At 64.5% G+C, this 14,450-nt stretch carries 8 protein-coding genes; 5 read left to right on the top strand and 3 right to left on the bottom strand.

What is annotated here, in order from left to right; genetic code table 11:
• The first annotated feature begins 315 nt into the window (after positions 1-315).
• The 3 genes from ACTJLC_RS21330 (at position 316) to ACTJLC_RS21320 (ending at position 5,382) form a co-directional block, all read left to right on the top strand.
• Positions 316-1,968, top strand: a complete 1,653-nt coding sequence (locus ACTJLC_RS21330) for an acetolactate synthase large subunit (protein ID WP_073429507.1) — start codon at positions 316-318, stop codon at positions 1,966-1,968.
• A gap of 136 nt (positions 1,969-2,104) precedes the next feature.
• Positions 2,105-3,541 carry an aldehyde dehydrogenase family protein gene (locus ACTJLC_RS21325; RefSeq protein ID WP_073429508.1) on the top strand — a complete coding sequence of 479 codons (1,437 nt, stop codon included), beginning with the start codon at positions 2,105-2,107 and terminating at the stop codon, positions 3,539-3,541.
• A 377-nt stretch (positions 3,542-3,918) separates the two neighbouring features.
• Positions 3,919-5,382: a DEAD/DEAH box helicase gene (locus tag ACTJLC_RS21320; RefSeq protein ID WP_073429509.1), complete on the top strand. Its 1,464-nt coding sequence runs from the start codon at positions 3,919-3,921 to the stop codon at positions 5,380-5,382.
• A gap of 30 nt (positions 5,383-5,412) precedes the next feature.
• Here ACTJLC_RS21320 and gluQRS read toward each other — a convergent pair whose 3' ends face one another.
• On the bottom strand, positions 5,413-6,309 hold the full coding sequence (gene gluQRS / locus ACTJLC_RS21315) for a tRNA glutamyl-Q(34) synthetase GluQRS (RefSeq protein WP_073429510.1): 897 nt from the start codon (positions 6,307-6,309) through the stop codon (positions 5,413-5,415).
• 249 nt (positions 6,310-6,558) lie between these two features.
• Positions 6,559-7,422 carry a sulfurtransferase gene (locus ACTJLC_RS21310; RefSeq protein WP_073429589.1) on the bottom strand — a complete coding sequence of 288 codons (864 nt, stop codon included), beginning with the start codon at positions 7,420-7,422 and terminating at the stop codon, positions 6,559-6,561.
• 395 nt (positions 7,423-7,817) lie between these two features.
• Here ACTJLC_RS21310 and dnaE point away from each other — a divergent pair, with 395 nt between their 5' ends.
• Positions 7,818-11,408: a DNA polymerase III subunit alpha gene (gene dnaE, locus ACTJLC_RS21305; protein WP_073429511.1), complete on the top strand. Its 3,591-nt coding sequence runs from the start codon at positions 7,818-7,820 to the stop codon at positions 11,406-11,408.
• Between the two features lie 40 nt (positions 11,409-11,448).
• Here the strand turns inward: dnaE and ACTJLC_RS21300 are convergent, their stop codons facing one another.
• Entirely contained in the window at positions 11,449-12,210 is a 762-nt protein-coding gene (locus ACTJLC_RS21300) for a glycosyltransferase family 2 protein (RefSeq protein ID WP_073429512.1), read from the bottom strand.
• Between the two features lie 350 nt (positions 12,211-12,560).
• Here ACTJLC_RS21300 and msbA point away from each other — a divergent pair, with 350 nt between their 5' ends.
• Positions 12,561-14,354, top strand: coding sequence for a lipid A export permease/ATP-binding protein MsbA (msbA, locus tag ACTJLC_RS21295; RefSeq protein ID WP_073429513.1), 1,794 nt, complete (start codon positions 12,561-12,563; stop codon positions 14,352-14,354).
• Positions 14,355-14,450: the final 96 nt, after the last annotated feature.

The following is a 14,450-nucleotide window of genomic DNA, read 5'->3' as shown; positions in this document are numbered from 1 at the left end:
TTGAATTCTGGTTTGCCCATCACCGCATCCTCACCCTTGACCTGAGGAGCGAAAACCGCTGACCATAAAGTGTCAACGATGTCCTCGCACGTTCGTCAACCATGTCTCCGGTCTGTACAGGCGCTGCCAGTCGGCGCACATCATTTCCCATCGAGTAGTAAGCTGTCCGGCATGGCGTTAGCCGTTGCGTCGTGCCATGCCGCGCGCCGCCCGCGCGAGCGTCGTCGTGTTCCCGCGCGCTCCCTGCGCCTCTGCTTCATGTCCCTTGGCGGCCGGGCTGACGGCCCGCCTCCGTTTCATCAAACGAGACCCTCCATGAAAGCATCCGACCTGTTCGTCAAATCGCTGGAAGCTGAAGGCGTCGAGTATGTGTTCGGCATTCCCGGCGAGGAAAATCTCGATCTGCTCGAATCGCTGCGCCGCTCGAAAATCCGTCTGATCCTCACGCGCCACGAGCAGGCGGCCGGCTTCATGGCCGCCACTTACGGGCGTCTCACCGGCCGCACCGGCGTGTGTCTCGCCACGCTCGGCCCCGGCGCGACCAACTTCGTGACCGCCGCCGCCTACGCGCAACTGGGCGGCATGCCGATGCTGATGGTCACCGGGCAAAAGCCGATCAAATCGAGCAAGCAGGGGCATTTCCAGATCGTCGACGTGGTGCGGATGATGGAGCCGCTCACCAAGTACACGCGGCAGATCGTGTCGATCGGCAATATTCCGGCGGCGGTGCGCGAAGCGGTTCGTCAGGCGGAAGAAGAACGGCCCGGCGCCACGCACCTCGAATTGCCCGAGGACGTCGCGCACGAAGAGGGCGACGGCAAGCCGATCCCGAAGAGCTACAGCCGCCGTCCGGTGGCCGAGGAAAAGGCGGTGGCGCACGCGGTCGAGGCGATCACGAACGCGAAGCATCCGTTGCTGATGATCGGCGCGGGCGGCAACCGCAAGACCACGACCAGGATGCTGCGCGAATTCGTCGACCAGATCGGCATTCCGTTTTTCACGACGCAGATGGGCAAGGGCGTGATCGACGAATCGCACCCGATGTGGCTCGGCAACGCCACGCTGTCGGACGGCGACTTCGTGCACCGCGCCATCGAGCACGCGGACTGCATCATCAACGTCGGCCACGACGTGATCGAGAAGCCGCCGTTCTTCATGCGCAGCGGCGAGGCGGGCGAGAAGACGGTGATTCACGTGAACTTCCTCGGCGCGGAGGTCGATACCGTGTACTTCCCGCAGATCGAGGTGGTCGGCGACATCGCCAACGCGGTGTGGCAGTTGAAGGAAAGCCTCAAGGCGCGCAAGGAGCATTGGGACTTCACGCGCTTCAAGGAGATCAAGCAGCACTTCGAGGAGCATCTCGTGAAAGGCCAGCACGACGACCGCTTCCCGATGTACCCGGTGCGGATCGTCAACGACGTCTACGAGACCACGCCCGTGGACGGCATCGTGTGTCTGGACAACGGCATGTACAAAATCTGGTTCGCGCGCTACTACCGCGCGCACGAACCGAATTCGCTGCTGCTCGACAACGCGCTGGCTTCGATGGGCGCGGGCTTGCCTTCCGCGATAGCGACCAAGATCGTGCATCCCGACCGCAAGGTCATGGCCGTGTGCGGCGACGGCGGCTTCATGATGAACTCGCAGGAACTGGAAACGGCGGTGCGTCTGAAGCTCGATCTGGTGATCCTGATCTTGCGCGACGACGCGTTCGGCATGATCCGCTGGAAGCAGGAGAACATGAATTTCCCCGACTACGGCATGACGCTGCGCAACCCGGATTTCGTCGCGTATGCCCAGAGCTATGGCGCGCAGGGGCATCGGATCGAATCGGCGGCGGAGTTCGCGCTCCTGCTGCGCGAATGTTTCGCGACGCCCGGCGTGCATGTGATCGATCTGCCGATCGACTATTCCGACAACGAGCGCGTGTTGAATCGCGAGATCAAGCGGCTCTCCGCGCAACTGTGAGCGGTTCGGTGAACCGCTGGCCGGCTTCGCATTGGGTGTGAAACGAGCGTGAATTGAGCGCGGCTGAATGGCGGCAGGGCATGAACGTTTGGCTTCGTTGCTCCTGTTAGCCGGATGCCGCAAAGGAGAACGCGTCATGTTGCAGAAGACTTATCCCTACTACCTCGCCAACGAAGCGGTGGCCGCGAACACCGATCTCGAAGTCACCGATAAATTCAGCGACGAAGTGGCGACCCGCGTGGCGATGGCCGACGCCGCCGCGATCGACAAGGCGATCGGCCACGCCGTCGACGCCATGCCCGCGCTGCGCGCCTTTGCGCCGTTCAAGCGCCAGGCGGTGCTCGAACATTGCGTGAAGCGGTTTCGCGAGCGCTACGACGAACTGGCGCTCGCGCTATGCATCGAAGCCGGCAAGCCGATCAACGACTCCAAGGGCGAAGTCACGCGCCTGATCGACACCTTCAAGGTGGCCGCCGAGGAGGCGGTGCGCATCGATGGGGAAATCGTCAATCTGCAGATTTCGCCGCGCGCAAAGGGCTATCACGGCTACGTCAAGCGTGTGCCGATCGGTCCGTGCTCGTTCATTTCGCCGTTCAATTTTCCGTTGAATCTGACCGCGCACAAGGTCGCGCCGGCGATCGCCGCGGGCGTGCCGTTCGTGCTGAAGCCGGCGAGCCGCACGCCGGTCGGCGCGCTGATCATGGGCGAGATTCTGGCGGAAACCGACTTGCCGAAAGGCGCGTTCTCGATTTTGCCCGCGCATCGCGACGGCGCCGATCTGTTCACCACGGACGAACGTTTCAAGCTGCTGTCGTTCACCGGCTCGCCGGCGGTGGGTTGGGAACTGAAGAAAAAGGCCGGCAAGAAGAAGGTGATTCTGGAACTCGGCGGCAACGCCGCCGCGATCGTCGACGGCGATCAGGGCGAGAAACTCGACTACGTGGTCGAGCGGCTCGCGTTCGGCGCGTTCTATCAGTCGGGGCAGAGCTGCATCGGCGTGCAGCGGATTCTGGTGCACGCGACAGTTTATGAGGCGCTGCGCGAGAAGCTGATCGCCAAGACGAAATCGCTGGTAATGGGTGATCCGAAGGACGAAAAGACCTTCGTCGGGCCGATGATCTCGGAATCGGAGTCCAAACGCCTCGCCGGCTGGATGGAGAGCGCGGTGCTGGCGGGCGCGACAATCGTCGCGGGCGGCAAGGTGGAGGGTGCGATGTTCGAGGCCACGCTGCTTGAGGGCGTCGGGCGCGACACCGATCTGTATCGCAAGGAAGCTTTCGGGCCGGTGGCGATCCTGGAGCGGTTCGACGATTTCGACTCGGCGCTCGCCACCGTCAACGACAGCGACTTCGGCCTGCAAGCCGGCGTGTTCACCGATTCGCTCGCGCACGCGCATCGCGCGTGGGACCTGCTCGAAGTGGGCGGCGTGGTGATCAACGACGTGCCGTCGTTCCGCGTCGACAACATGCCCTATGGCGGCGTGAAGGATTCGGGGCTCGGCCGTGAAGGCGTGCGTTACGCGATCGAGGATATGACCGAGCTGCGCCTGATGGTGATGCGTGAAACGTGGTGAACCGCGATGCCGGCACGCACGGCGAAATCGGCTGTCACGCCACTGTCGCCTGCGCGAACTACGCTCGCCAGCGAGGGATGCCGCCATCCGGCAGGGCGCGGCGCCAGGCGCGTACGAGCAGACCGGCGGCTGGGCCGTCCGCCGGCTTTTGCCCCGTAAGCAGAAAGCCGCCCCATGCGCCATGAGTGTTTTTGCTGGAGTGCTACAATACCGGCCTTTCCGGCGGGTGTTTCCGCCGGCCGGAGCCGGCCGCTCTTTTCCCGCAATATCGACGGGTCCCGTGCGGAACGCCGTGGCTCCGCCTTCATCCTGATGCCCTCTGCGGTTCCGACCGCTGCCGCGCGCACGCGCCAAGCGCATTTTTAGCGAAAGCCACCATGTCCGACACAGCCGTCACGCCCAGCACTGCGACTTTTGATCAATTCGGCCTCGCGCCCGACATCCTGAAAGCCGTCAAGGAATCGGGCTACACCATTCCCACGCCGATTCAGGCGCAGGCGATTCCCGTCGTGCTGGCCGGCCGCGACGTGATGGGCGCCGCGCAGACCGGCACCGGCAAGACCGCGAGCTTCTCGCTGCCGATCATCCAGCGTCTGTTGCCGCAGGCCAGCACGAGCGCATCGCCCGCCCGCCATCCGGTGCGCGCGCTGATCCTCACGCCGACCCGCGAACTGGCCGACCAGGTCGCCGCGAACGTGCAGTCCTACGCGAAGCACACCGCGCTGCGCAGCGCCGTGGTGTTCGGCGGCGTCGATATGAATCCCCAGTCGGAGCAACTGCGCCGCGGCGTCGAAATTCTGATCGCCACGCCGGGCCGTCTGCTCGATCACGTGCAGCAGAAAACCGCCAACCTGGGCCAGGTGCAGATCCTCGTGCTCGACGAAGCCGACCGCATGCTCGACATGGGCTTCCTGCCGGATTTGCAGCGCATCCTGAACCTGCTGCCGAAAGAACGTCAAACGCTGCTGTTTTCGGCCACGTTCTCGGGCGAGATCAAGAAGCTCGCGGCAACCTATCTGCGCGATCCGCAGACGATCGAAGTCGCGCGCAGCAATTCGACCGCGACCAACGTCACGCAAATCGTGTTCGAGGTTCCCGAGGGCGACAAGACCGGCGCGGTCGTTCAATTGATTCGCGAGCGCAGCCTGAAGCAGGTGATCGTGTTCTGCAACAGCAAGATCGGCGCGAGCCGTCTCGCGCGCAGCCTCGAACGCGACGGCGTGATCGCGACCGCGATTCACGGCGACCGCTCGCAAAACGAGCGCATGCAGGCGCTGGACGCGTTCAAGCGCGGCGAAATCGAAGCGTTGGTCGCCACCGACGTGGCGGCGCGCGGTCTCGACATCGCGGAACTGCCTGCGGTGATCAATTTCGATTTGCCGTTCAATGCGGAAGATTATGTGCATCGGATCGGCCGTACCGGCCGGGCCGGCGCTTCCGGCGACGCGTTGTCGCTGTGCAGCCCGAACGAGCGCAAGCAGCTTGCCGATATCGAGAAGCTCATCAAGCGGCCGCTGGAAGTGCAACGCCTGACCGTGGATACGCCGGTGCGGCATCACCACGAAGAGCGCGCGCCGCGCCGTGAGCGCAGCGAGGTTCGTGACGAGCGCGGCGGCCGCCGGCGTTCGGGCGCTCCGTCGGGCTCGTTCGATCGGCCGCATCACCATCGCGCGCAGCCTGTGGACGATTTCTTCCTCAAGCCGTATGAGCCATCGCCTGCTTCGGTTCGCAAGATCGAGGAGGCCGATGCGGCTTCCGCCGCTCCGCAGAAGACGTCTGCGAAGCAGCCGCTGGCTGCGTTGCTGGGCGGCTTCGGCATGCCCAGGAAGTCGTCTTCCTGAGCGGCTGCGGCTTCGAAACCCGCATCGCGTTTACTTGCTTACGCTCATTCGCACGCGCATGCGTGCTGCCCATGCCGCCGTTGCCGCGGTATAAAACCCCTCCAGTGTCCCAAGGGCCTGGCCGCTCAGGTCGAGTCCCAGATGGCGAGCCGCCGCGATCAGCGCTTCGAGCGGTTTGCCGGCATCCAACGCCTGCGCCCCGTTTTGCTTGCTGAGTTTTTCGCCCTGGTCGTTCGTCACGACCGGCACGTGCAGATACTCGGGCGTCGGCGCGCCAAGACAGCGCTGCAAATAAATCTGCCGCGCGGTTGAATCCATCAGGTCCGCGCCTCGCACGATGTGGGTGATGCCCGCGTCAGCGTCATCGACTACCACCGCCAGTTGATAGGCCCATTGGTCGTCCGCGCGTTTCAGGACGAAATCGCCGACCTCGGTAGCGAGGTTCTGCGTCTGCGTGCCCTGCCAGCGGTCTTCGAACGTGATCACGGCGGCCTCGCCGTCGGGCACGCGCAGGCGCCACGCGCGCGCCGGTTTGCCATGCAGACCGTCGCGGCAGGTGCCGGGGTAGGCGAGCGTCGTGTTGCGCGCGTGCGCGTGCAACAGCGAGTCGGCGATTTCCTTGCGCGTGCAGCCGCAGGGATAAACCAGGCCGCGGGCTTTGAGTTGCTCCAGCGCCTGCTCGTAGCGCGCGATGCGTGTGCTTTGCCAGATCGGCGGCTCGTCGGCGTGCATGCCGAAGCGTTCGAGGGTCGCGAGGATGTCCCTGGCGGCGCCTGAGACCGTGCGCGGGCGATCGATGTCCTCGACGCGAACGAGCCATGCGCCGCCATGCGCGCGCGCGTCCAGCCAACTCGCGAGCGCGCTGACCAGCGAGCCGAAATGCAGCGGCCCGGTGGGCGACGGTGCGAAGCGTCCGCGATAGGTCATGGCTCGGATCGATGGTTACGGTGAAAGCGCGGAACGACGTATTGCGTTGCCAGTGTGCGCCGGAAATGGCGGCAAGTTCGCATGGTCCGCCATGAACCAGCCCGCGGCCGGGTTTGAGAGCAATGGGCTCGCTGAAAGCGCCGCCGCAGCCTGAGCACAATTAGCCGCGCTTTCCACGATGGTAGGGTTGGAGCCGCCGCGTGACGTGCTGTCCAAGGCCGGCATTCGTCGCGCCCCGCGACGCAGCCGTCATGCGGCGCGCGCCGCCTTGCTGTCAGGATGACACGCCGGGCACGTCTTGCCCGCGACGTACATTGGCGACGCCTGCGCCTCGGGCGGCACCACGGCGCGGCAGCCGAAGCATTGCACGGTGGCGGTGGGTTCGAGTTGCGGGTTGAGCGCGGTGCGGTAATCGAACACGAAGCAGTCGCCGTGATAGTGAGCGCCGCCCACTTCCTCGAAATACTTCAGGATGCCGCCTTCCAGCTGATACACGTTCTCGATGCCGACTTCCTTCATGTGGATCGCCGCCTTCTCGCAGCGAATCCCGCCGGTGCAGAACGACACGACCGTCTTGCCCTCGAGATCGGCGCGGTTCTGCTCGATCACTTCAGGAAACTCGCTGAATTTCGTGATGCGGTAGTCGAGCGCGTTCTCGAACGTGCCGACGTCGACTTCGAACGCGTTGCGCGTGTCGAGCATCACGACCGGACGGCCCTGATCGTCGTGGCCGCGATCCAGCCAGCTTTTCAGCGTGGGCGCGTCGACGAACGGCGCGCGGCCGAGCTCCGGACGGATCGCCGGCTTTTTCATCGTGATGATCTCGCGCTTGAGCTTGACCAGCATGCGGCGAAACGGCTGCTTCTCCGAGAGGCTTTCCTTGAATTGCAGATTCGCGAACTTGCCTTCGAACAGCGCGTCGTGACGGATGTAGTCGATGAACGCGTCCGCGGCTTCGCGGCTGCCGGCGACGAACAGGTTGATGCCTTCCGGCGCCAGCAGAATCGTGCCGCGCAGGCCAAGCGCGTCGCAGCGCTCGGTGACGAACGGGCGCCATGCGGCGGTGTCTTCGATGGTCGCGAAGTGATACGCGGCGAGATTGACGATGCTCATGTATGTCCAGCGGTAATCAGTGGCCAGCGCCGTGGAAAACGGGGCGCATGAAGGCGCCCGCATCTGAATGCCATGCGGCGCGGCCATGTCGAATGGGGAAACTCGTATTATCCCTCAAGCCGGGGCTGGGCTCGACTCTGCCGAATGGCCAGGCGGTTGCGATAGCGCAAGGCGCGCGCGAACTTGCAGCGGTTTGCCCGCTCCGCTGGGGGACGCATTGCGGTTTTGCCGCGGCTTGTCCGTGACGAGCGGGCGGGCCGCGCCGCTTCCGTGTCGGCGGCGAAACCGGTCAGCGGCCCGCAGAACACCCGCGCAAGCCGTTCCCGAATTCGCGCCCTAAGCCGAACGGCTAACGCGCGCTTTTGGCCTGAAAACTCCGGAATGGTGGAGTTACAATGTCGCCCATGTCAGATCCCCGCTTCGTTCATCTCCGCGTCCACTCCGAATTCTCGATTGCCGATGGCATCGTGCGTCTTGACGACATCGTCAAGGCGGCTGCCAAAGACGGTCAGGGTGCGCTCGCTCTCACCGATCTCGGCAACGCGTTCGGCCTCGTCCGTTTCTATAAGGAAGCCCGCGGCAAAGGGGTCAAACCCATTGCCGGCTGCGACGTCTGGATCACCAATCCCGACGACCGCGACAAGCCTTCCCGTTTGCTGCTGCTGGTGAAAGACCGGCGCGGCTACCTGAATCTGTGTGAGCTGCTCAGCAAGGCGTCGCTCACGAATCAGTATCGCGGCCGCGCCGAAATCGAGGCCGGCTGGCTCGAATCCGGCCTGGGCGAAGGCTTGCTCGCCTTGTCGGGCGCCCAGCAGGGCGATATCGGTCTCGCGCTCGCCGCGGGTAACGAGGAAGCGGCGAAGCGCAACGCGTTGCATTGGGCGAAGGTGTTTCCGGGCGGCTTCTATATCGAGTTGCAGCGTTGCGCCCAGCCGGGCGGCGAGCAGTATGTGCGGCAGGCCGTCACGCTCGCCGCGGCGCTGAAGTTGCCGGTGGTCGCCACGCATCCCATGCAGTTCATGACGCCGGACGACTTCACCGCGCACGAAGCGCGCGTGTGTATTTCCGAAGGCGACATCCTCGCGAATCCGCGCCGCCAGAAGCGCTTCACGCCGGAACAGTATTTCCGCACCCAGCAAGAAATGGCCGCGCTGTTCGCGGACATTCCGTCGGCGCTCGCCAATACCGTTGAAATCGCCAAGCGCTGCAACCTCACGCTGGAACTCGGCAAGCCCAAACTGCCACTGTTTCCCACGCCCGACGGCATGTCGCTCGACGACTACCTCGTGCATCTGTCGAAAGAGGGCCTTGAAAAGCGCCTCGAGCAGTTGTACCCGGACCCCGCCGAGCGCGAAGCGCAGCGCGAAACGTATTACCAGCGCCTCGAATTCGAGTGCGGCACGATCATCAAGATGGGCTTTCCGGGCTACTTCCTGATCGTCGCGGACTTCATCAACTGGGCGAAGAACAACGGCGTGCCGGTCGGGCCGGGCCGGGGCTCGGGCGCGGGCTCGCTGGTCGCCTACGCGCTCGGCGTGACCGACCTCGATCCGCTGCGCTACAACCTGCTGTTCGAACGTTTCCTGAATCCTGAACGGGTGTCGATGCCCGACTTCGACATCGACTTCTGCCAGCACGGCCGCGACCGCGTGATCCAGTACGTGAAGGAAAAGTACGGCGCGGACGCGGTGTCGCAGATCGCCACCTTCGGCACGATGGCGGCGAAGGCGGCGGTGCGCGACATCGGCCGGGTGCTCGATCTGGGCTACATGTTCACCGACGGCATCGCCAAGCTGATCCCGTTCAAGCCGGGCAAGCACGTCACCATCGCCGACGCGATGAAGGAAGAGCCGCTGTTGCAGGAGCGCTTCGACAACGAAGACGAAGTGCATCAGCTACTCGAACTCGCGCAGCGCGTGGAAGGCTTGACGCGTAACGTCGGCATGCACGCGGGCGGCGTGCTGATCGCGCCCGGCAAGCTCACCGATTTCTGCCCGCTCTATACGCAGGGCGACGAAAGCGGCGTGGTCAGCCAGTACGACAAGGACGACGTCGAAGCGGTCGGCCTCGTGAAGTTCGACTTTTTGGGTCTCACCACGCTGACCATTCTCGACTGGGCCGAGCGCTATATCCGCCGTCTCGATCCGTCGAAGAAAGACTGGTCGCTCGCGCAGGTGCCGCTCGACGATCCCGCGTCGTTCTCGATCCTGAAGAAAGCGAATACGGTCGCCGTGTTCCAGTTGGAAAGCCGCGGCATGCAAGGCATGCTGAAAGACGCGCAGCCCGACCGCTTCGAGGACATCATCGCGCTCGTCGCGTTGTACCGTCCGGGCCCGATGGACCTGATCCCGAGCTTCTGCGCCCGCAAGCACGGCCGCGAAGTGGTGGAGTATCCCGATCCGCGCGTGGAACCTGTTCTGAAAGAGACCTACGGCATCATGGTCTACCAGGAGCAGGTGATGCAGATGGCGCAGATCATCGGCGGCTACTCGCTGGGCGGCGCCGACCTGCTGCGTCGCGCGATGGGCAAGAAGAAGGCCGAGGAAATGGCCGAGCACCGCGCGCTGTTTCGCGAAGGCGCGGCGAAGAACGGCCTGACCGGCGAGAAAGCCGACGAAATCTTCGACTTGATGGAGAAGTTCGCGGGTTACGGCTTCAATAAGTCGCACGCGGCCGCGTATGCGCTGCTGGCGTACTACACCGCTTGGCTCAAGGCGCATCATCCGGCGGAATTCATGGCGGCCAATATGTCGCTCGCCATGGACGACACGGAGAAGGTCAAGATCCTGTTCGAGGACTGTCTCGCGAACAAGATGGCGGTGCTGCCGCCGGACGTGAATCTGTCGGCGTACCGCTTCGAGCCGGTCGCGGAACCGGACGGCAAACGCTCGAAAACCATCCGCTACGGTCTGGGCGCGATCAAGGGCAGCGGCCAGAATGCGATCGAGGAAATCCTGCGTGCGCGCGAAGATGGTCCGTTCATCGACATCTTCGATTTCTGCAACCGTGTCGACCGCCGCGTCGTCAATCGCCGCACGGTGGAAGCATTGATTCGCGCCGGCGCGTTCGACACCTTGCATGCGAATCGCGCGCAACTGATCGCATCCGTTTCGCTCGCGATGGAAGCGGCCGAGCAGGCGAGCGCTAACGCCATGCAGGCGGGTCTGTTCGACATGGGCGACGCGCCGTCGCAAGGTCACGAACTGGTCGACGAACCGGAATGGCCGGAAAAGAAGAAGCTGCAGGAAGAGAAGGCCGCGCTCGGCTTCTACCTGTCGGGCCATCTGTTCGACGCGTACAAGAACGAGGTGCGCCGCTTCGTGCGCCAGAAGATCGGCGAATTGAAAGAAGGGCGGGACAAGCTGGTCGCGGGTGTGATCGCGTCGCTGCGCACGCAGATGACCCAGCGCGGCAAGATGCTGATCGCCGTGCTCGACGACGGCACCGGCCAATGCGAAGTGACGGTATTCAACGAGATCTTCGAAGCGCACAAGCAGTTGTTCAGGGAAGACGAACTGCTGGTCGTGCAAGGCCAGGCGCGCAACGACGCATTCACCGGCGGCATCCGCTTCACCGTCGATACGGTGATGGATCTCGGCCGCGCGCGCTGCCGTTACGCCGAGGCCGTCAAGGTGCAGATGAACGGCAACGCGGACGCGCTGGCGCTGCGGCGCGTGCTCGAAGCGCATAGCGCGGACAAGGACGAGCCGCAAGCGGCCGCGGCCCCGGCGGCTTCATCGCGAAGCGGCGGCGGCAATGGCAACGGCGGCGGCCGTAACGGTGGCGGATATGGCGGCGGTGACAATGGCCGTCAGCGGCAGGCGGTGCAGATTCCGAACGGGCTTGCCGTGCAGGTGGTGTATCGCAGCCAGAACGCTGAAGGCGCCATGCGGTTGGGCGACGCCTGGCGCGTGAAGCCGACCGACGAATTGCTCGCTGCCTTGCGCGGCGAGTTCGCGGGAAGCTCGATCGAGATCGTTTATTGACGTGGCTTGCCCGCGCGGCTTAGCGGGCCAAGCCGGTCTTTCACAAGGGCTTGTCGTTTCCCAGGCGCGCCAGCTTCAAAAACCGGTAGTACACCGTTTCCGCATTGAACACCGCGATCATGAAGCCGGCGCGGCCGTCCAGAAACCCGCGCCGTAGCACATAGGTCCGCACGAACGCCCAGGCGCCGCGCCCGAGCGCCTTGCCGAAACTGCCGCGCTTGCCCGCCGCATGGCGTTGTTGCGCGCCGGCTGTCGAATAGGCGTCGAGTTTGCGCAGCACGCCTTCGAAGTCCTCGTAGGAGTAGTGCATCAGCTTGCCGGTGAGGCGCTGCGCCGGCGTGTCGAATACGAGGCGCTCATGCACGAGGTCGTCGGAGAAACGCGCGGCGCCCCGTTTGAACAGACGCGGAATCCAGTCGGGATACCAGCCGCTGTGATGAATCCAATGACCGCAAAAGCTCGACAGGCGATCAACCGCATAGACGTCGGCGGTGGGCGCGGCGAGCGCCGCGCGAATTGCCGAGGCCAGTTCCACCGAGACGATTTCGTCGGCGTCGATCGAGAGAATCCAACGGGTGGTGAGCGCGTCCACGGCGCGGTTCTTTTGCGGGCCGAAGCCCGGCCAGTCGGTTTGTTGGAGCACGCGGGCGCCGTGCGCGCGGGCGATGTCGGCGGTGCCGTCGGTGCTGCCGCCGTCGATCACGACGATCTGATCGGCGAAGGCCACGGCTTGCAGGCATTCGGCCAGCCGCGCCGCCGCGTTTTTGGTGATGATGGCGACGCCGAGGGTGGTTTCTTGCATACCTGGAATGCGTGGAGAGGGGCGAACGTTGGAGCGAGTCGAGCAAGCGTGGCGCAAGTATACACAGCGCGACACAGCACGATACGCAGCGCGGCGCCCGCGGGCACGGGCCTTGGTGCTCGCGGCCCGACACCACGTCACGCTTCACGCCAGCCCCCATCAGGGCCAAAGCTCACCCGGCGCGAAGCCTCGCCACTGAAGCCAAGCCTCACCCCCCGATCCGCGCAATCGGGCCGATCCCTATCGGCGGCCGTCATCCTCAAGCGTTTACAATGCTTCTTTTTTGATATTCCGCGCGGCAGGCGTTCGGCCCAGCGCGCGGTTGCCGTTCCGCATTCCCAGAGGATTCCTTGAGCGCGAAGCCTACGTTGAGCAAACCCATCGGTTCAGGTGAGGCATCGTCGCCTGCCGTCGTCTTGCGGCGTTTGTGGCCGTATATCAAGCCGCTCATCTGGGTGCTGACCGGCGCGGTGGTCGCAATGGCCGTCAGCGCAGGCACCGACGCCGCGATTCCCGCGCTCCTCAAGCCGCTGCTGGACAAGGGTTTCGGCGCGCACGCCAACGACAACGCCAAGTGGCTCGTGCCGATCGCGGTGGTCGGCCTCGCGCTGATACGCGGCCTGTCCCAATACGCATCCGGCTATCTGCTCGCCTACGTGTCGAACAAGATCCTGCTCGAACTGCGCCTGAAGATGTTCGACCGGATGATTCACACCGGCGTCTCGTTCTTCCAGCGCGAAACCGCGAGCACGGTCATCAATGCGATCGTCTTCGAGGTCAATCAGATCCTCAACGTGCTGCTGAGCGTGCTCGTCACGCTGGTGCGCGATTCGCTGACGGTGCTGTTCCTGCTCGGCTATCTGTTCTATCTGAACTGGCGTCTGACGCTGATCGTCGCGGTGCTGCTGCCGGGCATCGGCTGGCTGGTGAGCAAGATCAACCGCCGCTTGCGGCGCCTGAACCGCGAGCATCAAATGCTCACCAACGAGCTGTCGTACATCGTCGAGGAGACGGTGGGCGGCTACAAGGTCGTCAAGGTGCACAACGGCGAGCAGTACGAGATCGACCGCTTCACGTCGATGAGCAAGCGCCTGCGCGGCTACGCGATGCGCATGACGGTCTCGGGCGGCCTCGCGCAACCGTTGACGCAGTTCCTCGCGTCGATCGCGCTTGCCGTCGTGATCACGATCGCGGTGGTGCAGTCGTCGTCGGACCAGACCACGGTCGGCGGCTTTGTCGCGTTCGTCACGTCGATGCTGCTGATCATCTCGCCGCTGAAGCATCTGATGGACGTGAACCAGCCGCTGCAACGCGGCATGACGGCGTGCGAGCTGATCTTCGGCCTGATCGACGAACCCTCGGAACCGGCCGGCGGCGGCAAGACGCTCGAACGCGCGCGCGGCGAGGTCGAATTCCGCGAGGTGTCGTTCAGCTACGGCAGCAATGCCACGCACAAGCGCCACACGCTCGACAAGGTGTCGTTCAAGGTCGCGCCGGGCGAGATGGTGGCGCTCGCGGGCCCGTCCGGCAGCGGCAAGACCACGCTGGTCAATCTGCTGCCGCGCTTTTTCGATCCGACCGGCGGCGAGATTCTGGTCGACGGCGTGGCGCTGCCGGAATACGGCCTGCACGCGCTGCGCAGCCAGATCGCGATGGTGAGCCAGGACGTCGTGCTGTTCAACGACACCGTCGCCAACAACGTCGCGTATGGCCAGACAGCCGATCCGGCAAAGGTCGAGGCGGCGTTGCGCGCGGCCAACCTGTGGGACACCGTCGAGGCGATGCCCAGCGGTATCGAGACGCTGGTCGGCGACAACGGCATGATGCTCTCGGGCGGTCAGCGGCAGCGCCTGGCGATCGCGCGCGCGATCTACAAGGACGCGCCGATCCTGATCCTCGACGAAGCCACCTCGGCGCTGGATTCCGAGTCCGAACGCCACGTGCAGGCGGCGCTGGAAACGCTGATGAAAGGGCGCACGACGCTCGTCATCGCGCACCGCTTGTCGACCATCGAGCGCGCCAACCGCATTCTGGTGATGGAGGCGGGGCGCATCGTCGAGAGCGGCAGTCATCGTGAACTGCTGGCAAAAGACGGGCTCTATGCGCATCTGCACCGCATCCAGTTCCAGCAGAACGCGGCGTGAGCGTGTCGGGCCACTATCGACCCGCGCGGCCGACATGCGGCGTGTCGCGGGATAAAGCCAGCCTCGCTTCGGGCTCGCGGCATTCAATCCACATTT

It is taken from the genome of Paraburkholderia sp. 22099 (genome assembly GCF_052045835.1).
Classification (GTDB): domain Bacteria; phylum Pseudomonadota; class Gammaproteobacteria; order Burkholderiales; family Burkholderiaceae; genus Paraburkholderia; species Paraburkholderia terricola.
The sequence above is the reverse complement of the archived record's forward strand: the minus strand, read 5'-3'. Positions and strand labels throughout refer to the sequence as shown.